Raw genomic sequence first — 20702 nt, forward strand, 5'->3', positions numbered from 1 at the left:
GCATCTAACGTCGATTCCAACGTTTCGGTTGAAGTTAGCCCCAAATAGGTTCGGGTTAGCGGAACTTATCCTTCCAGCCGCGCATCATTCGAAACGCTTCGAGCCGGTCCGAAACGGGCGCGCCGAATTGCGACGCAAGCGTTGCGTGGATCGCCGGGACGTCCGCACGCAGGAACGGATTCACCGTTTTTTCGTGGCCGATGGTCGTCGGCAAAGTCGGCTTGCCGGCGGCGCGCAACGCCTGCGCGTCCTCGCTCCAGCGCAGCAGCGCGGTGTTGTCCGGCTCGCACGCGCGTGCGAACTTGATGTTCGACAGCGTGTACTCGTGCGCGCAGTGAACCTGGGTGTTGTCCGGTAGCGCGGCGAGCGCGTCGAGCGAACTGAGCATCTGCTGCGGCGTGCCCTCGAAAAGACGGCCGCAGCCGCTCGCGAAGAGCGTGTCGCCGCAGAAAAGATGCGGCGTGCCGTTCGGATCGCCCGACTGGAAATAGGCGATGTGTCCGGCCGTGTGACCCGGCACGTCGATCACGGAGAGTTCGAGCGCCGGCTTGTCGATGCGCACCCTGTCGCCGCCGGTGACGCGCTGCGTCAGATGCTCGATGCGCTCGCCAGCCGGGCCGTAGACGGGAATCCCACCCTCTGCCGTTCGGCTATCGATGAGTGCTTTCACGCCGCCGACGTGGTCGTGGTGATGGTGCGTGAGTAAAATAGCGGTCAGCCGCCAACCACGTTTGGCCAGATAGGCCTCGACGGGCGCGGCGTCGCCGGGGTCGATCACGACCGCATCGCGCGAGTCCGACACGAGCCAGATGTAGTTGTCCTCGAATGCCGGGACCGGCACGTATTCGAGTGCATCGAGTGCATCCTGGGCAGGCGATTTCTTGGCAAGCGAATTCATGGCGATCATCTATGCGGCAATCCGAACATGTCTGACCGATCGATTATAGACTGGCCCACCTGGACGAGCTCGGCGCCCGGGCGCTACGTGCTCGAATGGGAGCAGGCGCAGCTCGATCACGTCGTGTCCGACATCTTCGGCTATCACGCGCTGCAGCTCGGCATGCCGCAGCTCGACGCGCTGCGCGAAAATCGCATGACCGGGCGCGCGCTCGTGCTCGACGCCGAAAGCGCATCGAGCGCACCGTACACGCCGCCGCGCGCGACGACGCCCGGCGTGAGCGCGCTTCCCGCGGCGAGCGCGCCCGACGGCCGCAGCACCGTGTGGTGCGATCTGCTCGACCTGCCTTTCGAAGCGCAGAGCGTCGATTTGCTCGTGCTGCCGCACACACTCGAATTCTCGCCCGATCCGCACCGCCTGCTGCGCGAAGCCGAACGCGTGCTGGTGCCCGAAGGCCAGTTGATCATCCTCGGCTTCAATTCGCTGAGTTTGTGGGGCGCGCGGCAGTCGCTCGGCAAGGTCGCGGGACGGCCGTTCGTGCCATCGGCGCACGAGATGATCGCGTTCACGCGCATCAAGGACTGGATCAAGCTGCTCGGATTCGACCTTGAACGCGGGCGCTTCGGCTGCTATCGTCCGCCGCTTGTCACGGACAAATGGCTGCAACGCTATCAATTCATGGAAGCCGCCGGCGATCGCTGGTGGCCCATCTTCGGCGCGGCGTACATGATCACGGCGGTCAAACGCGTGCGCGGCATGCGCGTCATCGGTCCGCGCAAGCTCAAAAAACCCGCGCTCGCGCCTGGCCTCGCTCCGGTCGCCGCTCCGCACACGCGCAACGAGACTCGCAAAGAGCATTGATGACTCAAGAATCCGCATCGAACAAGGTAATCGACATCTACACGGACGGCGCCTGCAAAGGCAATCCCGGTCCCGGCGGCTGGGGCGCGCTGCTGCGTTTCGGCTCGCTGGAAAAGGAGCTGTTCGGCGGCGAAGCCGCGACCACCAACAACCGCATGGAACTGATGGCCGTGATCTCCGCGCTCGAGGCGTTGAAACGTCCGTGTCACGCGATCATCCACACCGATTCGCAATACGTGCAGAAAGGCATCAGCGAATGGATTCACGGCTGGAAGAAAAAGAACTGGATGACGGCCGCGAAGACGCCCGTCAAGAACGCCGATCTATGGAAACGCCTCGACGAACTCGTCGCGCGGCATGAGATCGAATGGCGCTGGGTCAAGGGCCACGCCGGACATCCCGAAAACGAACGCGCCGATGCGCTCGCCAATCGCGGCGTGACATCGCTTGCGGACAACTGAACGAAACGCACGCCAACTTATGCGCCAACTGATACTGGACACCGAAACCACCGGCCTGAACGCGAGGACGGGCGACCGGATCATCGAAATCGGCTGCGTCGAGCTGGTCAACCGCCGGCTGACGGGCAACAACCTGCACCTCTACGTGAACCCGGAGCGCGACAGCGATCCCGGCGCGCTCGCCGTGCACGGCCTCACCACCGAATTCCTGAGCGACAAGCCGAAGTTCGCGGAGATCGCCGCGCAACTTCGCGACTTCATCGCGGGCGCGGAGTTGATCATCCACAACGCGCCCTTCGACGTCGGCTTTCTCGATATGGAATTCGCGCTGCTCGGGCTGCCGAAAATCGCCGAGACGTGCGCGGGCGTGATCGACTCGCTCGCGCAAGCCAAGCAGATGTTCCCCGGCAAGCGCAACTCGCTGGATGCGCTGTGCGATCGTTTCGGCATCAGCAACGCGCATCGCACGCTGCATGGCGCGCTGCTCGACTCGGAGCTGCTCGCCGAGGTCTATCTCGCGATGACGCGCGGCCAGGAAAGCCTCGTCATCGACATGCTCGGCGATCAGCCCGCGTCGGGCTCGGTTTCGACGTCGCGCATCGCGTTCGACGATCTCGATCTGCCGGTGATCGCCGCGAGCGCCGACGAACTCGCCGCGCACGAAGCCCTGCTGAGCGATCTCGACAAGGCGATGAAAGGCACGAGCGTCTGGCGCACGGAACCGGCTCCCGCCGAAGGGGAAGCCGTTCCTGCGTAATTTTTTCGAATTTGCTTAACGAAGCACTAGACGAAATCAAAAACGCCTGACATAATCTCGTCTCTCTTCGGGTGGTTAGCTCAGCGGTAGAGCACTGCCTTCACACGGCAGGGGTCACTGGTTCGATCCCAGTACTACCCACCAGAATTCTGGTGTTGGTAAAGACAAGCACCGAAGATCAAAAGGCTCAAGTCTCACGACTTGGGCCTTTTTCATTTTCAGCCGGTGAAACGGGCATCACGACGCCCACACGCCGCGCGCCATGCCGCTCGCGGCGATCACCATCAACATGACGAGTCCGGCTTCGAGATCGCTCAGCCATGCGAAGCGTCGCGCCCGCGTGAGATCGATCGGCCCGCCCTGCGCGAGCGCGATGCGCCAGCGGATCAGCGCGAGCATCGGTGAGACTTCGATCAGCAGAATCACGACGAGCGCCGTCATCTTCAGATGGAAAAGCGGCTCGTGCAGATAGAACGCGCCGCCCTTTTCGAATCCGCCGAACGCGCGCGTCACGCCCGTGACGATCAGCACGATCGCCGTGACGCCCCACACGGAATCCGAACGAAAGACGTCACGCAGGCGCAGTTCGTTCGCCTGAATGGATTCCGCGGGATCGAGACGCCGCAACGCGCGGGCGCGCGCGAGCACCGAGCCGAGCGCGAAACCGAAAGCAAGAAGATGAAGCGCGGCCAGCAACCAACGTATCAGCATCCTTTCCTCCCTGAAGAGACAGGAACGACGTGTACGGCAATTTCGGCTAAATCAGATCTGACGCAGCGTCGCATCGAGCGCGCGCGCCGCGTTGCGGTCGCCTTCGCTCGCGAGCGGCGCGCGGAATACGGTGGTGCGATTGTGCCCGGCCGCGGCCGGCGAGTCCCACAACAATTCGACTTTCGGCCGGCGCGCGAACAGGCCGTGCCGCACTTCCCCGCTCGCGCGGATAGCAGGCGCGGCGGGCTCGGTCGCCGGCGCGAGCATGCTCGTCGACGGCGACGTCTCCGCCGGCTCCGGCCATTTCACCGACAGCTCGCGCGCGTCGTACTGGCCGAGCTTGCGGCTTTCCGCCCATACGACGGCGGTACGCGTGACGGGATCGAGCGAGAGCGCATAGCGCCCGATCGCGAAGCGCCGCGCCGCGATATTCGTGCGCCAGAGCGCGCGCGGACGGCAGATCCACATGACGATGGCATAAAGCGCCGGCCCGACGAGCAGCCAGCCGTTGGTCTCGGCGAGCGCCTGCGTGAAGCGCCGCCATCCGGAACTCCAGACGAACGCGCCGACGGAAAACATCGCGAAGCCGAAAGCCAGCAGCGCAATGAAGCGCAACGCCTGCCGCAGCCATTGCGGCAGCGGATGCAGCGGCCGCTCCGTGCGCGCCTTCGCGCCCGGCAGCACGATCAGAAGAAAGATCAGGACGATGTTCACGCACGCCCACGGCGACGACGTCATCGCGCGCAGCGAGGACAGATAGCCCATCTCGGACATCGAGAACGCCCAGCGCGCCGCGAGCACCAGCCCGATGGCGCGCAATGCGAACACAGTGCCGGCGCCCGGCGCCGGGTTCGCGCTGATTTGCTTGGGTCTCGCCAAAAGAAACACTCCTGTCCACGTGCGATGCATGCCGCTCCGCGCATCGCGAAGCCCGGTCATTATAGGGAGATTACGGATGTCGTCAGAGGTTTCACATCCGCAGCGCGGTCTGTCGCGCGAAAGGCATGCCTGAATGTGCTATTACGACAACGCCCCGCGTGCCTTGAGGCACGCGGGGCGTCGTTTTTCAACTCATGCCGCGGCGAAGCGGCAAGACTTGCTTAGCTCGCGTTGACTTCGCGCAGAACCGTGCGGCGCTTCTGGCGCAGCAGTTCTTCATACACGTTGACGTAGTTCGCGGCCATGACCTTCGACGAGAAACGCTGCTCGAACGCGGCGCGAACCTTTTCGCGGGGCAGTTGATCGAGGCGCTTCACGGCGGCGATCGCCGAAAGTTCATCTTCGACGACGAAGCCCGACACGCCGTTCTCGATCACTTCCGGCACCGAGCCGCGGTTGAACGCGATCACCGGCGTACCGCAGGCCATTGCTTCGATCATCACGAGGCCGAAGGGCTCCGGCCAGTCGATCGGGAACAGCAGCGCGTGGGCGTTGCCGAGGAACTCGGTCTTCTCGGCTTCGCTGATTTCGCCGATGTACTCGACGTGCGGCAGCGCGAAGAGCGGCTTGATCTCTTCTTCGTAGTAGGCGCGGTCGGCCTTGTCGAGCTTCGCCGCGATCTTGATCTTCATGCCCGCCGCCTGCGCGATGCGGATCGCGCGGTCGACGCGCTTTTCCGGCGAGATGCGGCCGAGGAACGCGAGATAGCCGGGCTTCACGTTCGGGATCGGCTTCAACAGGTTTTCCGGCAGACCGTGATACACCGTCGAGAGCCAGTGCGCCTGCGGCAGCGGCTGACGCTGGTTGTCCGAGATCGAGATGACCGGCACGTCGTTGAACGTGTTGAAGATCGGCTGCAGTTCGGGCAGATCGAGACGGCCGTGCATCGTCGTCAGGAACGGCACCGGCTGGCGCGCGAACAGCGAGAACGGGTAATAGTCGATGTGGAAATGCAGCACGTCGAACTCGTCGGCGCGGCGGCGGACTTCTTCGAGCAGCAGCATATGCGGCGCCATCGTGTCGCGGATCGTCGGGTCGAGGCGCAGCGCCTGCGGCCAGAACGCCTCGAGCTTCGCGGACGTCTGCGAATCGCCGCTCGCGAAGAGCGTGACGTCGTGTCCAGCATCCACGAGTGCCTCGGTCAGATAAGACACCACGCGTTCCGTGCCGCCATACAGCTTCGGCGGAACAGCCTCGTGGAGGGGCGCGATTTGAGCGATTCGCATGTCGTGAAACTCCTAATAAAGAATCAGGCAAGTACTGCTGTCATGTTGACGTTGGAAAGCGAATCGCTCGGCTCGGGCGAAGCTTTCCGCGGCGCGGCGGCCGCGGCGCAAAGGCTGATGCTCGAGTGAAAAAGCGGGGTCGCTGATCACCGGTTCGTCGCGCAGGCGATTCGATCTAGCAATTGCGGTTCCATATCTCAAAATCGCCGCGCGCCAGCAATTAACGCGTATCTGCTGCGGCGGTTGACGCGAACTTGCAAAAACCTGTCGATGGCCTAAGGGCAAACCCGGATCGGATTATGGAGTTTTTTCCAGAGCGGCGCCGGCAGTCATTTCAACTTATTTACCTTGTTACAAGGGGGATACACTTTGCAAACCACTGTTTATTAAGGTTGTTCTACATTTGAGCACGGGCTTTGACGATGCCCGGGCGGCAGCACGCACTCCGCGCCGTCTGACCCGCCGCGTAGGCCGGATTGCGGCATCGGTTCCGTTATCGGGCGCGACACGTGCTTTTGTGTTCGCTGGCGCGATTGGCGCAGATCCTTCAGACGAGCGTTCCATCGCAAAAAGTCGTGCAATGTGCTTACAATGCGCGCCCATGCCGTCAGCCGCGCTCGGCGGCCGAAAGGCTGAGGCGACGCCCGATTTTTGCCGTGGATGATGTTCGGATGGCCACACGCGCCGAGCGTCACATGCCCGAAGTCGCGATGCCGCAGCGCGATACTGGCTACAATCCAGTGATGGAGACGGCGCAGCGTCGCCTCGCTTGACGTCAGTCGCGCCGGATCGGGCGACGCATCGCATGCCGGCAGTCGCATCTCGTACCGCGCATGGCACTGCCCGAAGGCGCAACACACGCTCAACCGCTCTACGACCAAAAAAGACCATTGGACCAACTCACCGTTTCCCAGCGTAACGCGCACAACGCGAAGCTTTCGAGCTACGCGCATCGGCCGCTCGCGTTCCTGATGCGCTACATCCGCCGTCACCCCGTCGCGCATGCCATCGTGCTCTTCAGCGTGTTCGCCGCGGTCGGTTGCGCCCTCGCCTCGCAGTACGCGATCAAGCATCTGATCGACGTCCTCGGACAAGGCCGCGGGCATCCCGGCCCGCTGTGGGGCGCGTTCATGATCCTGGTCGGGCTGATCGCCGCCGACAACCTGCTGTGGCGGGTCGGCGGCTGGGTCGGCGCGCACGTCTTCGTGATCGTTACCGGCGACTTGCGCAAGGACCTCTTCTCGTATCTGTCCGGCCACTCGCCGACGTACTTCTCCGAGAAGCAGCCAGGCATGCTCGCGAGCCGGATCACGGCGACGTCGAACGCGATCTACACCTCCGAGAACGTGATGGCGTGGAACGTCCTGCCGCCGTGCATCGCGGTGCTGGGCGCGATCGTGATGATCGTCTCCGTCAATCCGCTGATGGCCGCCGGTCTCATGACCGCATCGCTGATCCTCGCGCTGATCCTGTACCGGCTCGCGAAGCGCGGCTCGGCGCGGCATCACAGTTTCGCGTCGAAGGCGGCGTCGGTGGATGGCGAGCTCGTCGACGTGATCGGCAACATGGCGCTCGTGCGCGCGTTCGGCATGACGTTCCGCGAGCAGAAGCGTTTCGGCTCGACCGTCAAGGCCGAAATGGTCGCGCGTCAGCAGAGTCTGCTGTACCTCGAAAAGCTGCGCCTGTTCCACGCGGTCGTCACGGCGATCCTTTCCGCAGGCCTGCTCGGCTGGGCGCTGTGGCTGTGGTCGCAAGGCCGCGCGACGTCGGGCGATATCGTGCTCGTCAGCTCGCTCGGTTTCACGATCCTGCACGGCACGCGCGACTTGGCCGTGGCGCTCGTCGATGTGACGCAACACGTCGCGCGTCTCGCCGAAGCCGTGCAGACGCTGCTGGAGCCGCACGGCATGCCGGACCGCTCGGACGCGACGGAACTCGTGCCGCAAGGCGGGCGCGTCGATTTCGAGGGCGTGACGTTCGCCTATCCGCGCCGCCGTCCGATTCTCGACAATTTTTATCTGCATATCGAGCCGGGACAGCGCGTCGGGCTGATCGGCAAGTCGGGCGCGGGCAAATCGACCGTGCTCGCGCTGCTGCAACGCTTCTACGAGCCGCAAAAGGGCAGCATCAAGATCGACGGCCAGGATATCAGCGCGATCACGCAGGACAGCCTGCGCCACGCGATCGCGCTCGTGCCGCAGGATATTTCGCTGTTCCATCGCACCGTGTTCGAGAACATCGCGTACGGACGTCCGGATGCGAGCCGCGAGGAAGTGCTCGCCGCCGCCCGCGAGGCGCGCTGCACGGACTTCATCGAGGCGATGCCGGAAGGATTCGACACGATCGTCGGCGACCGCGGCGTGAAGCTGTCGGGCGGTCAACGTCAGCGCATCGCGATCGCGCGCGCGATTCTGAAGAACGCGCCGATTCTGCTGCTCGACGAAGCGACGTCGGCGCTCGACAGCGCATCGGAAGAAGCGATTCAGCAGGCGCTCGACCGGCTGATGGTCGGCCGCACCGTGATCGCGATCGCGCACCGTCTGTCGACGCTGCAGAACTTCGACCGCATCATCGTGATGAGCGCGGGCAAGGTCATCGACGACGGCCCGCCGCAGGAATTGCGCGAGCGGCCGGGGCTGTATCGCGAGTTGCTGGCGAAGCAGCACGGCAAGGTGCCGTCGATCGTCGCGACGCCGCACAAGCAGCCGGCGTAAGCGTCATCAAGCAAAAAGGCCGCGTTTCCAAAGGAACGCGGCCTTTTTCACGTCTTGAGGTCGCGCAGAAAGTTGTCGCGCCACACCGAGACGTTGTTGTCGCGCAATTGCGCCATCATCTCTTCGTAGCGCGCTTTTCGCTCGTTCAAAGGCATGCTGAGCGCGATGGCGAGTGCATCGGCCATGCCATCGATATCGAGCGGATTGACGATGAGCGCGGCCGTCAGCTCGCGCGCCGCGCCGGCGAATTGCGACAGCACGAGCACGCCGGGATCGTCCGGATTCTGCGCCGACACATATTCCTTCGCGACGAGATTCATGCCGTCGCGCAACGGCGTGACGAGACCCACGTGCGCCTCGCGGAACAGCGCGGCGAGCACCGGCCGCTCGTACTGACGATGGATATAGCGAATCGGCGTCCAGTCGAGTTCGGCGTATCGCCCGTTGATGCGGCCCGATTCCGCTTCGAGCTGCAAGCGGATGTCGCGATAGGCATCGACATCGGAGCGGGTCGGCGGCGCGATCTGCAGGAACGACACGTTGTTGCGCTGCTGCGGATCGTGTTCGATCAGCCGCTCGAACGCGCGAAAACGCTCGACGAGCCCTTTCGAATAATCGAGACGATCGACGCTCATCACGAGCTTGCGATGATGCAGCGTCGACTTGACGATTTCCACGTCGCGTCCGCGCTCGCCGTCTTTCGCGAGCGCGGCGATTTCATCCGGATAGACGCCGATCGGATACGCCGCCGCACGCAGCGTCTGACCGAACGCGCGAATCGCGACCGGCTTCGCGCCGTCGCGCTGCAACGCGCCGCCCGCTTCTGTTTCGATGTAATCGCAGAACGCGCGCAGGTCCGGCTCCGTCTGAAAACCGAGCAAATCGAACGCGCACAGCGCCTCGACCAGTTCGCGATGACGCGGCACGCTCAGCAGAATCTGCGACGCCGGAAACGGAATGTGCAGAAAGAAGCCGATGCGATTCTTCACGCCCAATGCGCGCAGCGCCTGCGCGAACGGAATCAGGTGATAGTCGTGCACCCAGATCACGTCGTCGGGCTTGAGCAGCGGCGCGAGCTGCGCCGCGAGCCAGCGATTCACGCGGCAATAGCCGTCGTATTCGTGCCGGTCGAACTCGATCAGGTCCGGCCGATAGTGAAACGCGGGCCAGAGCGTCGCATTCGAGAAGCCGCGATAGTACTGGTCGTAATCGCGCCGCACGAGTCCGATGGTCGCGAACGTCACCGGTCCGTGCTCTTCGAGCTTGATGTCGTCAGGTGCGGACGTGAGCACGTCCCCGCTCCAGCCGAACCACATGCCGCCGGTTTCCTTGAGCGCGTCGTAGACGCCGACCGCAAGCCCGCCCGCCGCGGGCCCGCCTTCGGAAATCGGCGCGACGCGATTCGAAACGATGATCAGCCGGCTCACGCGTGCTTCCCCGCCGTGCCCGCGATTACTTGCAGCCAGTCGAGCAGCAACTCGACCGATTCGATGCGCGCGCGCGCAACCGTATCGCCGGGGCCGACCTTGATCGACAGGCCATCGAACTCGTTCACGACCGCGAAACCTTTTTCATCGGTGAGATCGTCGCCGATAAACACCGGCTTGCGCCCCGTGAACGGCGGCTCGCCCATGTACGCGCGCACCGCGCGGCCCTTGTCGACGTCCTTCGGCTTGATCTCGTAGACCATCTTGCCCGGCTGCAGCACGTAGGCATCGGCATATTCCGCGACGAGCTTTTGCGTCGCCGCGCGCGCCGCCGGCTCGCGGTCGGGCGCATTGCGGTAATGCAGCGCGAGCGCCGCGCCCTTGATTTCGAGCAGCATGCCCGGATTCGCGCTGACGACTTTCTCGAGCGCGTGCTCCATGCGCAAGAGCCGCTCGTCGTTGAAGCCGATGCGCTGCACATCGCCGTTCGAATCGCGCCGTTCCGCGCCGTGCATGCCCGCGACGGGCAGATCGTCCATCTGCAGGAACGAATCGATATTGTCGATGCCGCGCCCCGATACGACCGCGACCGCGCCGTTGGTCGCGCGTCTCAACGCGGCGAGGATGTCGGGCACCGAGCGCGGCACGAAGATGCCATCGGGCGTCGAGGCGAGTTCGACGAGCGTGCCGTCGAAATCGAAGAAAAAGGCGGTCTCGGCAAGAGACAGGGAATCGGGAAGAATTTGCATCGATCTTTGGCCTGTGGTTTGCCTGTGATGTGGCGCGCGGTCCGTTTTGGACGACGCAATGCGTGCGAATCTTACCGCGCGAAGGCTTTCAATTCAGAAAGCTCCGAACTTTCAGCTTTCGACGTGCGGCCTTTCAGCGCGCTGGAACCATGCGGCAAATCGTCTCAAAAATAGTCCGATAGCGACATGATGCGCTGGAGACGCGTGAAAGGCGTGTATTTTGCGACGAAGTTCAAATCGAATCATCCTGCAACGCCATTCCCGATGCACGCTTCGTTCCTCGAATTCCCCGCGCGGCGTCTCGTCGCCCTTCTCTCGCTGTGCGCCCTCGCCGCCTGTTCGAAGCCCGCCGAGCCGTGGCATCTGACGGATGTATCGGGCCATCTGCCGGATCTCGACTTCTCGCTCATCGACGATGGCGGCGCGAGCGTCACCGGACGATCCTTCGCCGGGAAGACGACGCTCGTCTACTTCGGGTACACGCATTGCCCCGATGTCTGCCCGGAAACGATGGCGCGCCTGATGCAAGTGCTGCAACGCGTTGGGCCGGATGCGGACGAGACGCGCATCGTCTTCGTTTCGGTCGACCCGGCGCGCGACACGCCCGCGCTTTTGCGCTCCTACGTGCGCGCCTTCGACGACAAACACGCGGTCGGCCTGACCGGCACGGATCGCGCGATCGAGAAAGTCGCGCAGCGTTATCGCGTCGCGTATCAGATGGAAAAGCGCGATCCGGACGGCGCGTATGAAGTCACGCACAGTTCGGCCGTCTATATCTTCGATGCCGCCGGTCACGCGCGCCTGCTCGCGACCGATCACGATTCGATCGACGCCATCGCGGCCGATCTGAAGCGCGTGATCCACGCAAAGGACGCCTGACGATGAGCACGCTGCTTTACTGGCTCGATCCGTGGGAGCCGTCGCCGACGGTCGTGATCGCGGTGCTCGTCGCGGGGATTCTGTTCGCGCGCGGGGCGCGGCATGCGCGCGTGTCGGTGTCGCGGCGCATCGCGTTCTGGTTCGGCCTCGTTGCGCTTTACGTGGCGCTGCACACGCGGCTCGATTACTTCTTCGAGCACGAATTCTTCATGCATCGATTGCAGCATCTCGTGCTGCATCATCTCGGTCCGTTTCTGATCGCGCTGTCGTATCCGGGCGCGGCGCTGCGTGCGGGCATTCCGTTCGGATGGCGGCAGCGCTGGTTGCGTCCGGCCGCGCAAACGCGCATTGCGCGCGTCTTTTGCGATGTCGTGTTCAATCCCGTGATCGCCGTCGCGCTGTTCGTCGGGCTGATCTATTTCTGGCTGCTGTCGCCGATCCACTTCAAGGCGATGCTCGATTACCGGCTCTATCGCGTAATGAACTGGAGCATGGTGATCGACGGCCTGTTGTTCTGGTGGCTCATTCTCGACCCGCGGCCCGCGCCGCCCGCGCGCCTCGCGCCCGGCAGACGGATTCTCGTCGTGATCGCCGCGATTCCGCCGCAGATCGTTCTCGGCGCGTACATCTTCTTCACGCCGCACGAGCTGTATCCGATCTATTCGATTTGCGGCCGCGCGTTCACCTGGATCACGCCGATGCGCGATCAGCAGATCGGCGGCCTGTTGCTGTGGATTCCCGGATCGATGATGAGCGTGATCGGCGCGCTGATTGCGCTGCGTCACTGGCTGCGGCTGTCGGCGCGCTCGCGGCTCATCAAGGAACGCAGCGTCGCGATCGCGGCGCCCGTCAACGTCAGCGCGTCATGAAGGAAAACCGGGACGGCGCATCCAGACGTGCGGAATGCCGTCTTCGTCATGCACACCCGACGACGGCACGAAGCCGAACGCGCCGTAGAAGCGCTGCAAGTGCGCCTGTGCGTGAAGGCTGACCGGCTGATCGGGCCATTGCTTCAGGATCTGCTCGAGCGCGCGTTCGAGCATCGCATTGCCGAGCTTCAGGCCGCGAAACTTCGCGGTCGTCAGCACGCGGCCGATGCGCACGTCCTTCTCGCCCTCGTCCGGATGACCCGGCAACAGCACGCGCAGATAACCCGCGAGCGCAGGGCGCTTCTCGCCTTCGCCATATGCGAGAAGATGCCACGCGTCGACATCGAGGCCGTCGATATCGCCATACACGCAATTCTGCTCGACGACGAACACGGCGCTACGGGCCGCGAGCATGTCGTAGACCTCGGTCGTCGACAGATCGTCGAAGCGCTTCCAGCGCCATTCGAGTTGGGAGAGTGAGTCGGTCATTGGAGTAGGTGTGGCAGAAACGTTGCAATTATGCCGTGCCGCCACGGGACGCAGAATCGGTGGCTACCGGCGTTCCGAAAAAGAAAAAGCCCTGACGGATCAGGGCTTTTCAAGTGGAGGCGCGGACCGGAGTCGAACCGGTCTAAACGGCTTTGCAGGCCGCTGCATAACCGCTTTGCTACCGCGCCACAAGCGGTTCTGGTGCCACCGGCAATTGACCGGCTGAGCCACCAAACAAAAAGGGAAGCTTGGCTTCCCCTTTGACTGGAGCGGGAGACGAGTCTCGAACTCGCGACCTCAACCTTGGCAAGGTTGCGCTCTACCAACTGAGCTACTCCCGCAATATCCTGCGATACAACTACTGCCGGTACTGCTGCCGCGTTGCGCTTTGCCAATTCAGCGCCGACGACCTCAGAACCTTCAAAATCTGGAGCGGGAGACGAGTCTCGAACTCGCGACCTCAACCTTGGCAAGGTTGCGCTCTACCAACTGAGCTACTCCCGCGTGTTACTGCTTTCTTTTACTGCTTTCTTTTACTGCTTTCTTTTACTGCTTTCTTTTGCTCTTGCTTCGCTTGCTGCGTCGCGTCGTGCATCAGAGAAACGAGATTATGTAGAAGCCAAAGAAGGCTGTCAACTGTTTTGTGAGAGGATTTTTTCGCTTCGACGCAATTTTTGCAATGAGCGCGTTTTCCGCCTCAAAGCATGCCGCCGCGCTCGCGAATCTGCGGCCACGCGAGCTTCATGTAGTAGAGCATCGACCAGACGGTGAGGAACGCGGCGACGTAGATGAGCCACAGGCCCCACACGCGCGTGTCGATGATCCATTGCGTGCCGGCGATCTTCAGCGGCCCGTAGAACAGCAGCATCGGGATCGCGACCATCTGGCACACGGTCTTGAACTTGCCGAGCTGATTCACCGCGACGCTCTTCGATGCGCCGATCTGCGCCATCCATTCGCGCAGCGCGGAAATCGTGATTTCGCGTCCAACGATGATGAGCGCGATCACCGCATTGAGCCGCGACAGTTGCACGAGCACGAGCAGCGCGGCGGTGACCATCAGCTTGTCGGCAACGGGATCGAGGAACGCGCCGAACGACGACGTCTGATTGAGCTTGCGCGCGAGAAAGCCGTCGAACCAATCGGTGAGTGCGGCGAGCACGAAGATGACCATGCCGAGCAGGTTGCGATGCTCCGCGCTCATCATCATGTCCGGCAGATAGAACACGCCCACGACGAGCGGAATCAGCACGATTCGCAGCCACGTCAGGAAGATCGGTAGATTGAACGGCATGGGCGAAAGCGGTTGAGGGACATGTAAGGAAGCCGCCATTGTGCCGCGTCGATCCGGCGCTCACAAGGCGGCGCACCGCTGTGGCGCGCCGCGCGGCCGGCTTTGCGGCTCAATGCAACTGACGATAAATCTGCTGCGCGAGCGCGAGCGAAATGCCTTCGACGCTCGCCAGGTCCTCGACGCTCGCCGCCTGCACGCCGCGCAATCCGCCAAAACGCGACAGGAGCCGCTGACGCCGTTTCGCGCCGACGCCTTCCAGTTCCTCCAGCCGCGAAGTCTGGCGCGCCTTTGCCCGCTTCGCGCGCATCCCGGTGATGGCGAAGCGGTGCGCCTCGTCGCGGATCTGCGCGACGAGCATCAGCGCCGCGCTTTCCTTGCCGAGTTCGAGCGCGGCGCGGCCGTCGGCGAACACGAGCGTCTCCAGGCCGACCTTGCGCCCTTCTCCTTTCGCTACGCCTACCAGCATGCCGTGATCCAGACCGAGCTCGGAGAACACCTGCCGCGCGATTTCCACCTGGCCCTTGCCGCCGTCGATCAGCACGATGTTCGGCAGCGTGCCGCCCGCCGCGACCGGTTCGGCGCCATCGGGCGTGACGTTGGGATCGGCGGCATCGTCGGGTTGCAGGGTCGCGGCTTCATCGTTGGCGTTCGCGGCGGCCTGCGCGACCATCTTCTCGTATCGGCGCGTGAGCACCTGCCGCATCGCGGCGTAATCGTCGCCCGGCGTGATGCCGGTGATGTTGTAGCGCCGGTATTCGCCCGACTGCATCTTGTGATGGTGATACACGACGCACGATGCCTGCGTCGCCTCGCCCATCGTATGGCTGATGTCGAAGCACTCGATGCGCAGTTGCGCGAGATCGTCCATCTCCATGGACAGCGTGTCCGCGAGCGCGCGCGTGCGCGCCTGCTGCGAACCCTGTTCCGACAATAGGCGCGCGAGCGCGAGCTTGGCGTTGTTCTCGGCCATCGAGAGCCACGCGCGCTTTTGCCCTTGCGGCTGACGGAGCAGCGTGACCTTGTGCCCCGCCTGCTCGATCAGCAGATCGACGAGCTCGCGGCTCGACGGCGCATGACTCACGACGAGCACCGGCGGCACGCGATTGCCGATGTAATGCTGCGCCATGAAGGCTTCCAGCACTTCGGATTCCAGCGAGCTTTCGCGTGGCTCTTCGGACTCGGTTTCGGTTTCCGTTTCGGTGGGCGCACCTACCGTTTCGTTGGCATCCGCAAGCTCGTCTTCGTCGCCGAGCGCCATCGCGCTTTCGACGTGCGCCGGAAAATACGCCTTGTCGCCCAGATGCCGGCCGCCGCGCACCATCGCGAGATTCACGCACACCTTGCCCCCGAGCGCGACGACCGCGAGGATATCGACATCGCTCTCGCCACCGACTTCGATCGCCTGCTGATGCAGTACGGTCGACAGCGAGCTCATCTGATTGCGCACCGCCGCGGCCTGTTCGAACTTGAGATCCGCGGCAAACGCGTGCATCTTCTGCTCGAGCTCCTTCATCACCTCGCCCTGACGCCCGAGCAAAAAGCGCGACGCATTCGACACGTCGCGCGCGTAATCCTCTTCGTTGATCAAGCCGGTGCACGGCGCGGTGCAGCGCCCGATCTGATGCAGCAAACACGGCCGCGTGCGGTTGTTGAACACCGAGTCCTCGCAGGTGCGCAACTGGAAGACGCGCTGCAGGATCTGGATGCTCTCGCGCACCGCCCACGCGCTCGGAAACGGGCCGAAATACTGGTTCTTCTTGTCGACCGCGCCGCGGTAATACGCCATGCGCGGAAACTTGTGGCCGGTGAGCTTGAGAAACGGATACGACTTGTCGTCGCGAAAAAGGATGTTGTAGCGCGGCGCGAGCGCCTTGATCAGATTGTTTTCGAGCAGCAGCGCTTCGGCTTCCGAGCGCGTGACGGTTGTCTCGATCTTGCGGATGCGCGTGACCATCATCGCGATGCGCGGCGAATGCAGCGTCTTCGTGAAGTAGCTCGACACGCGTTTCTTCAGATTGCGCGCCTTGCCGACGTAGAGCACGTTGCCGTCGCCGTCGTAGTAGCGGTACACGCCGGGCAGATGCGGCAATTGCGCGAGCGTCGTTTTCGGGTCGAAATCCGGTTGGAGGGCGTCGGTGTCAGTCATGCAGCAAGGGGACGAAAGGCATCGGCACGACGGTGAGCCGCGCCTGGAGCGTTATCTTAGAATCGCCAGTTTAGAACATTAAACCGCGCGCCTTCGTCCTCATGACTACGCTTGCCGCCAATCAGGAACTCGCCTGCGACATCTTCTGCGCGGTCGTCGACAATTTCGGCGACATCGGCGTGTGCTGGCGTCTCGCGCGGCAGTTGCACGCGGAGCACGGCTGGCGCGTGCGTCTTTTCGTCGACGATCTGACGGTCTTTCACGCGCTCTGCCCCGACGTCGATGCGACGCTGCCGCGCCAGGAGGCGATGGGCATCGCGATCGAGCACTGGCGCGAGCCTGCGCATGCGGGCGACACGCTTGCCATCGCCGATGTCGTGATCGAGGCGTTCGCGTGCGAATTGCCGCATGCGTACATCGCCGCGATGGCACGCCGCGATCCGAAGCCGGTCTGGATCAATCTCGAATATCTGAGCGGCGAGGATTGGGTCGCCGATTTCCACATGCGCCCGTCGCCGCATCCGCGCTATCCGCTCGACAAGAGCTTCTTCTTTCCCGGGCTCGGCAAGGGCACGGGCGGCGTGCTGAAGGAACGCGATCTCGACGCGCGCCGCGAGCGCTTCGATGCGAACGCGTGGTGGCGCGAGTTCGTCGGGATCGAGCGGCCGGGCGGCGAACATACAGTCGTGTCGCTGTTCGCATATGAGAATCCGGCTGTCGACGCGCTCCTCGCGCAATGGCGCGACGGCGATGTGCCCGTCGTGCTGCTCGTTCCCGAAGGCCGCATCTCGGGCGCGGTCGCACGCTTTTTCGACGTGCCGAACTTCATCGCCGGCACGACGGCGCGCGCCGGCGCGCTGGAGGCGCACGCGCTCGGCTTCGTCGAGCAAACGCGTTTCGACGAACTGCTCTGGGCCGCCGACATCAACTTCGTGCGCGGCGAGGATTCGTTCGTGCGCGCGCAATGGGCGATGAAGCCCTTCGTCTGGCACATCTACCCGCAAGCCGACGACGCCCATCTGCCCAAGCTCGACGCCGCGCTCGCGCATTACACGCGCACGCTCGATCCGTCCGCGCGCGAGGCGGCCGCACGCTTCTGGCACGCGTGGAATGGCGTGGGCGTTCCCGACTGGGCGGACTTTTGGGCGCATCGGCGAGAATGGGAGCGCCGCGCCGTGAAGTGGGCGAAGGAACTCGCGGGCATCGGCGATCTGGCCGGCAATCTCGCCGCGCATGTGGCCTCGCGAATCAGCAGATGAAACTCGCACTGACGCGTTTCCGGAGCGCCAATCGACTGGCCAAACAAGCAAAAACTCAGTTAAAATAAGCGGTTATCCGAGGAAGCAAGGCGCAGTTCGTCCAGTTTTGCGCCGCGAAGATCAAGCCATTTGCTCAAGCCGTTCGCGGCAGATCCCTCGTTAGCCCGAACACTCGCACGGCGGCGGCATAAAACCGAGGCACCGCCGCCGTCGGATCGATTCATTTCAGGCATTCAAGCCAAATCCATTCGTACAGGACCCAGTTTTATGAAGACCGCACAAGAACTCCGCGTCGGCAACGTCGTCATGATCGGCAACGATGCCATGGTCGTGCAGCGCGCCGAGTACAACAAGTCGGGCCGCAACGCCGCGGTCGTGAAGATGAAGTTCAAGAACCTGCTGACGGCAGCGGGCATGGAAACCGTCTACAAGGCTGACGACAAGTTCGACGTCGTCGTGCTCGATCGCAAGGAAGTGACGTACTCGTACTTCGCCGATCCGATGTACGTCTTCATGGACGCCGACTACAACCAGTTCGAAGTCGAAGCCGAAATGATGGGCGACGCGCTCAACTACCTCGAAGACGGCATGGCGTGCGAAGTCGTGTTCTACAACGAAAAGGCCATCTCGGTCGAACTGCCGACCACGCTGGTTCGCGAGATCGTCTACACGGAACCGGCCGTCAAGGGCGATACGTCGTCGGGCAAGGTGCTGAAGACCGCCAAGCTGAACACCGGCTTCGAACTGCAAGTGCCGCTCTTCTGCAACATCGGCGACAAGATCGAAATCGACACCCGCACGAATGAATATCGCAGCCGCGCGTAAGCCTTACGCCGCTGCGTCGTAAGCCGAACGGCCGGTGCAACGCACCGCCCGATCGGTTCAAAAAAGCGCCCCATCGCGGGCGCTTTTTCTTTTGCATGAATTTTTTGACAATTTCAGGCAAACTTTACCGGTCGCGCCCCGACACGCTCCACCGCCGATTCCCCCAGCCGCCCGCGCTGGCCCCGCGTGCGCGACGTACATCGGAAAAATTAACTGCCTGGCACGGTTTCTGCTCGGTCAACCAGATCAAGATTTCCAAGCCGACATGCAAAGCACGCCTTTCATCCGGAGCAGGTTTCTGATCGTCGCGGCGCTCGCATTGCCCGCCTTTGCTCTCATCGCCGGCTGCAAGTCGAGTCCGGCGACATCGGCGAATGCGAACACCGGCGGCGAAATCGCAACCGACGACGCTGCGCTCGCCGCTCGCGTGAAAGCCGCGCTCGCCGCCGATCCGCAGTTGAAGCCATTGCCGGTGAGCGTCGCGACGTATCGCGGCGTCGTGCAGTTGTCGGGATACGCAGATTCGGAGGTGCAGATTCAGAAAGCGCTGGCCGTGGCGCGCAGTGTCCCGGGCGTGCAGTCGGTCAGCAACGAACTGCATCTCAGACCGCAATGACGCGCTTGCAGCACAACGATGCCGAACGAGTAACGCAGGACAAAAAACCGCAGCGGGGTACGCGCCGAACGCCGGAAAGCGGCGCGGTATTCCGCCCACGACACGCCCGATCCCACGCGGAAACGGCGCATTACAGTCCACTTTGATACGTTGGTCCGCCATGCCACACGCACTGATTGTCGAAGACGATCCCAATAGCCTCTCCGGCCTGTCCGCGATCCTCACGGCAGACGGCTTTTCCGTCGATACCGCGACGACGCTCGCCGAGGCGCGCTCCGCGCTGACCCGCTTCATCCCCGATGTCGTGCTGATCGACCTGAATCTGCCGGACGGCAGCGGTCTCGACTTGTTGCCGAGCCTCCCCTCACAACCGCCCGATGGCGCGCTGCCGGTCATCGTGATGACAGGGAATGCGACGGTGGAAAGCGCGATCGAAGGCTTGCGACACGGCATCTGGGACTATCTGCTGAAGCCCGTGAACATCCCGCGCTTGCGCAGCTTGCTTGCGCGCATTCCGCGGCCGTACGAGCTCACCGAGGAAGTCCAGTCGCTGCGAACGACGCTGCGCGATCTCGGCCATTTCGGCGACATGATCGGCCGCAGCGCAGCGATGCAGCACGTCTACGATCTGATCGAGCACACCGCGCCGACCGAAGCCGCTGTGCTGATCTGCGGCGATCCGGGCACGGGCAAGAAGATCGCGGCGCGCACGATCCATCAATTGAGCCGCCGTCGCAAAGGCCCGTTCGTCACGTTCGATTGTTCCGCGAGCCGCCAGGCGCCCGACGGCACGCAGCGCTCGATGGAAAGCATTCTCTTCGGCCATGAGCGCAACGCCTTCGCGGGCGCCGAGAACCGCGAGCCGGGTCTGCTCGAACAGGCGGGCGGCGGCACGCTGTTCCTCGACCAGATCGATCTGCTGCCCGCCGCGCAACAGGAAGCGCTCCTGCGCGCGCTCGATTCGCAGACGTTCATGCGCGTCGGCGGCAGCAATCGAATCATGACGGACTTCCGCCTGATCGCCGCGTCCCGCACGCCGATGCGCGAAGCCGTCGCGAGCGGCGCGATGCGCGAGGATCTGTTTCAGCGTCTGTCGGCGTCGTCGATCATGCTGCCGCCGCTCGCCGATCGCGACGACGACATCGCGCTGATCGCCGAAACGCTCGTCGACGAATTGAACCGCGAGAATCACATCGCCGGGATCACGAGCGGCTCGCCGAAGCGTATCAGCCCGGCGTTTATCCGCGAGTGCATCGCGACCGAATGGCCCGGCAACGTGCGCGAGCTGCGCGAGCGCGTGCGGCGCGCGTATCACGCGTCGGGCGAGACGATCGAGACATTGCGCGTCGATGAGCCGGGCGGCCTCGGCGGTCGCGGTCTCAACGGCAGCAGCGTGCAGGTGACGGTCGGCACCGCGCTCGCGGACGTCGAGGACATGCTGATTCGCGCGACGCTCGAAGCGGTCGGTGGCACGCGTCACCGCGCGGCGACGCTGCTCGGCATCAGCCCGAAGACGCTCTACAACAAGCTGCAGCGGATGAAGCTGGAATCGTCCTGATTTCACCTGCCACAAAAAAACGCC

Annotated in this window: 19 protein-coding genes and 4 tRNA genes; 11 read left to right on the top strand and 12 right to left on the bottom strand. The window is 63.5% G+C overall.

Features of this window, described 5'->3' with window-relative positions:
• Positions 1-55: 55 nt before the first annotated feature.
• The gene (gene gloB, locus NCR93_RS09565; RefSeq protein WP_175980373.1) at positions 56-907 is read right to left on the bottom strand and encodes a hydroxyacylglutathione hydrolase; all 852 of its coding nucleotides are present in this window, start codon (positions 905-907) and stop codon (positions 56-58) included.
• An 18-nt stretch (positions 908-925) separates the two neighbouring features.
• On the opposite strand from gloB, the gene NCR93_RS09570 reads away from it, so the two are divergent.
• The 4 genes from NCR93_RS09570 (at position 926) to NCR93_RS09585 (ending at position 3121) form a co-directional block, all read left to right on the top strand.
• The gene (locus NCR93_RS09570) at positions 926-1759 is read left to right on the top strand and encodes a class I SAM-dependent methyltransferase (RefSeq protein ID WP_008342053.1); all 834 of its coding nucleotides are present in this window, start codon (positions 926-928) and stop codon (positions 1757-1759) included.
• Positions 1759-2220: a ribonuclease HI gene (gene rnhA / locus NCR93_RS09575; protein WP_008342054.1), complete on the top strand. Its 462-nt coding sequence runs from the start codon at positions 1759-1761 to the stop codon at positions 2218-2220. Before NCR93_RS09570 ends, rnhA begins: the two co-directional genes overlap by 1 nt.
• 19 nt (positions 2221-2239) lie before the next feature.
• Complete coding sequence (gene dnaQ, locus NCR93_RS09580; protein WP_008342055.1) at positions 2240-2977, top strand: DNA polymerase III subunit epsilon; 738 nt, start codon at positions 2240-2242, stop codon at positions 2975-2977.
• Positions 2978-3046: 69 nt separating this feature from the next.
• Positions 3047-3121: transfer RNA gene (locus tag NCR93_RS09585), tRNA-Val, on the top strand.
• Between the two features lie 93 nt (positions 3122-3214).
• Here NCR93_RS09585 and NCR93_RS09590 read toward each other — a convergent pair.
• The 3 genes from NCR93_RS09590 to NCR93_RS09600 form a co-directional block, all read right to left on the bottom strand.
• Positions 3215-3688, bottom strand: coding sequence for a DUF2214 family protein (locus tag NCR93_RS09590; protein WP_034473512.1), 474 nt, complete (start codon positions 3686-3688; stop codon positions 3215-3217).
• A gap of 51 nt (positions 3689-3739) precedes the next feature.
• Positions 3740-4567 carry a hypothetical protein gene (locus NCR93_RS09595; protein ID WP_175980374.1) on the bottom strand — a complete coding sequence of 276 codons (828 nt, stop codon included), beginning with the start codon at positions 4565-4567 and terminating at the stop codon, positions 3740-3742.
• A gap of 221 nt (positions 4568-4788) precedes the next feature.
• Entirely contained in the window at positions 4789-5853 is a 1065-nt protein-coding gene (locus tag NCR93_RS09600) for a glycosyltransferase family 4 protein (protein WP_008342061.1), read from the bottom strand.
• Between the two features lie 833 nt (positions 5854-6686).
• Between NCR93_RS09600 and NCR93_RS09605 the strand changes: the two genes are divergently transcribed.
• Positions 6687-8567: an ABC transporter ATP-binding protein gene (locus tag NCR93_RS09605; protein ID WP_235366332.1), complete on the top strand. Its 1881-nt coding sequence runs from the start codon at positions 6687-6689 to the stop codon at positions 8565-8567.
• A 47-nt stretch (positions 8568-8614) separates the two neighbouring features.
• On the opposite strand, the gene otsA is transcribed toward NCR93_RS09605, so the two are convergent.
• Entirely contained in the window at positions 8615-9994 is a 1380-nt protein-coding gene (gene otsA, locus NCR93_RS09610) for an alpha,alpha-trehalose-phosphate synthase (UDP-forming) (protein WP_008342063.1), read from the bottom strand.
• Positions 9991-10743 carry a trehalose-phosphatase gene (otsB, locus tag NCR93_RS09615; RefSeq protein ID WP_008342064.1) on the bottom strand — a complete coding sequence of 251 codons (753 nt, stop codon included), beginning with the start codon at positions 10741-10743 and terminating at the stop codon, positions 9991-9993. The genes otsA and otsB overlap by 4 nt, the downstream gene beginning before the upstream one ends.
• Before the next feature lie 264 nt (positions 10744-11007).
• On the opposite strand from otsB, the gene NCR93_RS09620 reads away from it, so the two are divergent.
• Together NCR93_RS09620 and NCR93_RS09625 are read left to right on the top strand one after the other, a co-directional pair.
• Positions 11008-11622: an SCO family protein gene (locus tag NCR93_RS09620; protein WP_175980488.1), complete on the top strand. Its 615-nt coding sequence runs from the start codon at positions 11008-11010 to the stop codon at positions 11620-11622.
• 2 nt (positions 11623-11624) lie between these two features.
• Positions 11625-12491, top strand: a complete 867-nt coding sequence (locus tag NCR93_RS09625; protein WP_034473515.1) for a cytochrome c oxidase assembly protein — start codon at positions 11625-11627, stop codon at positions 12489-12491.
• Here the strand turns inward: NCR93_RS09625 and NCR93_RS09630 are convergent.
• From NCR93_RS09630 to uvrC, 6 genes are all read right to left on the bottom strand, one after another.
• Complete coding sequence (locus tag NCR93_RS09630; protein ID WP_008342069.1) at positions 12486-12980, bottom strand: GNAT family N-acetyltransferase; 495 nt, start codon at positions 12978-12980, stop codon at positions 12486-12488. The genes NCR93_RS09625 and NCR93_RS09630 overlap by 6 nt on opposite strands.
• Positions 12981-13094: 114 nt before the next feature.
• Positions 13095-13168, bottom strand: a tRNA-Cys gene (locus tag NCR93_RS09635).
• A 77-nt stretch (positions 13169-13245) separates the two neighbouring features.
• Positions 13246-13321, bottom strand: a tRNA-Gly gene (locus NCR93_RS09640).
• An 87-nt stretch (positions 13322-13408) separates the two neighbouring features.
• Positions 13409-13484: transfer RNA gene (locus tag NCR93_RS09645), tRNA-Gly, on the bottom strand.
• A gap of 193 nt (positions 13485-13677) precedes the next feature.
• Entirely contained in the window at positions 13678-14274 is a 597-nt protein-coding gene (gene pgsA, locus NCR93_RS09650) for a CDP-diacylglycerol--glycerol-3-phosphate 3-phosphatidyltransferase (RefSeq protein ID WP_034473519.1), read from the bottom strand.
• A 109-nt stretch (positions 14275-14383) separates the two neighbouring features.
• Positions 14384-16420, bottom strand: a complete 2037-nt coding sequence (gene uvrC, locus NCR93_RS09655; RefSeq protein WP_034473520.1) for an excinuclease ABC subunit UvrC — start codon at positions 16418-16420, stop codon at positions 14384-14386.
• 101 nt (positions 16421-16521) lie between these two features.
• Between uvrC and earP the strand changes: the two genes are divergently transcribed.
• From earP to NCR93_RS09675, 4 genes are all read left to right on the top strand, one after another.
• Positions 16522-17679: an elongation factor P maturation arginine rhamnosyltransferase EarP gene (earP, locus tag NCR93_RS09660; RefSeq protein WP_034473522.1), complete on the top strand. Its 1158-nt coding sequence runs from the start codon at positions 16522-16524 to the stop codon at positions 17677-17679.
• Positions 17680-17946: 267 nt separating this feature from the next.
• Entirely contained in the window at positions 17947-18504 is a 558-nt protein-coding gene (efp, locus tag NCR93_RS09665; protein ID WP_008342076.1) for an elongation factor P, read from the top strand.
• A gap of 265 nt (positions 18505-18769) precedes the next feature.
• Positions 18770-19120: a BON domain-containing protein gene (locus NCR93_RS09670; protein WP_008342078.1), complete on the top strand. Its 351-nt coding sequence runs from the start codon at positions 18770-18772 to the stop codon at positions 19118-19120.
• Between the two features lie 160 nt (positions 19121-19280).
• Entirely contained in the window at positions 19281-20678 is a 1398-nt protein-coding gene (locus NCR93_RS09675) for a sigma-54-dependent transcriptional regulator (RefSeq protein ID WP_008342079.1), read from the top strand.
• Positions 20679-20702 lie beyond the last annotated feature (24 nt).

Origin of the sequence: Caballeronia sp. ATUFL_F1_KS39 (genome assembly GCF_023630985.1) — a bacterium.
In the GTDB taxonomy this organism is placed as follows: Bacteria; Pseudomonadota; Gammaproteobacteria; order Burkholderiales; family Burkholderiaceae; genus Caballeronia; species Caballeronia zhejiangensis.

Coding starts and splice junctions, on each gene's coding strand:
- earP (WP_034473522.1), top strand. CDS start 16,522: ATGACTACGCTTGCCGCCAATCAGGAACTCGCCTGCGACATCTTCTGC.
- NCR93_RS09630 (WP_008342069.1), bottom strand. CDS start 12,980: ATGACCGACTCACTCTCCCAACTCGAATGGCGCTGGAAGCGCTTCGAC.
- NCR93_RS09675 (WP_008342079.1), top strand. CDS start 19,281: ATGCCACACGCACTGATTGTCGAAGACGATCCCAATAGCCTCTCCGGC.
- NCR93_RS09570 (WP_008342053.1), top strand. CDS start 926: ATGTCTGACCGATCGATTATAGACTGGCCCACCTGGACGAGCTCGGCG.
- gloB (WP_175980373.1), bottom strand. CDS start 907: ATGATCGCCATGAATTCGCTTGCCAAGAAATCGCCTGCCCAGGATGCA.
- NCR93_RS09600 (WP_008342061.1), bottom strand. CDS start 5,853: ATGCGAATCGCTCAAATCGCGCCCCTCCACGAGGCTGTTCCGCCGAAG.
- NCR93_RS09590 (WP_034473512.1), bottom strand. CDS start 3,688: ATGCTGATACGTTGGTTGCTGGCCGCGCTTCATCTTCTTGCTTTCGGT.
- efp (WP_008342076.1), top strand. CDS start 17,947: ATGAAGACCGCACAAGAACTCCGCGTCGGCAACGTCGTCATGATCGGC.
- otsB (WP_008342064.1), bottom strand. CDS start 10,743: ATGCAAATTCTTCCCGATTCCCTGTCTCTTGCCGAGACCGCCTTTTTC.
- NCR93_RS09605 (WP_235366332.1), top strand. CDS start 6,687: ATGGCACTGCCCGAAGGCGCAACACACGCTCAACCGCTCTACGACCAA.
- pgsA (WP_034473519.1), bottom strand. CDS start 14,274: ATGCCGTTCAATCTACCGATCTTCCTGACGTGGCTGCGAATCGTGCTG.
- NCR93_RS09625 (WP_034473515.1), top strand. CDS start 11,625: ATGAGCACGCTGCTTTACTGGCTCGATCCGTGGGAGCCGTCGCCGACG.
- NCR93_RS09620 (WP_175980488.1), top strand. CDS start 11,008: ATGCACGCTTCGTTCCTCGAATTCCCCGCGCGGCGTCTCGTCGCCCTT.
- dnaQ (WP_008342055.1), top strand. CDS start 2,240: ATGCGCCAACTGATACTGGACACCGAAACCACCGGCCTGAACGCGAGG.
- uvrC (WP_034473520.1), bottom strand. CDS start 16,420: ATGACTGACACCGACGCCCTCCAACCGGATTTCGACCCGAAAACGACG.
- NCR93_RS09670 (WP_008342078.1), top strand. CDS start 18,770: ATGCAAAGCACGCCTTTCATCCGGAGCAGGTTTCTGATCGTCGCGGCG.
- rnhA (WP_008342054.1), top strand. CDS start 1,759: ATGACTCAAGAATCCGCATCGAACAAGGTAATCGACATCTACACGGAC.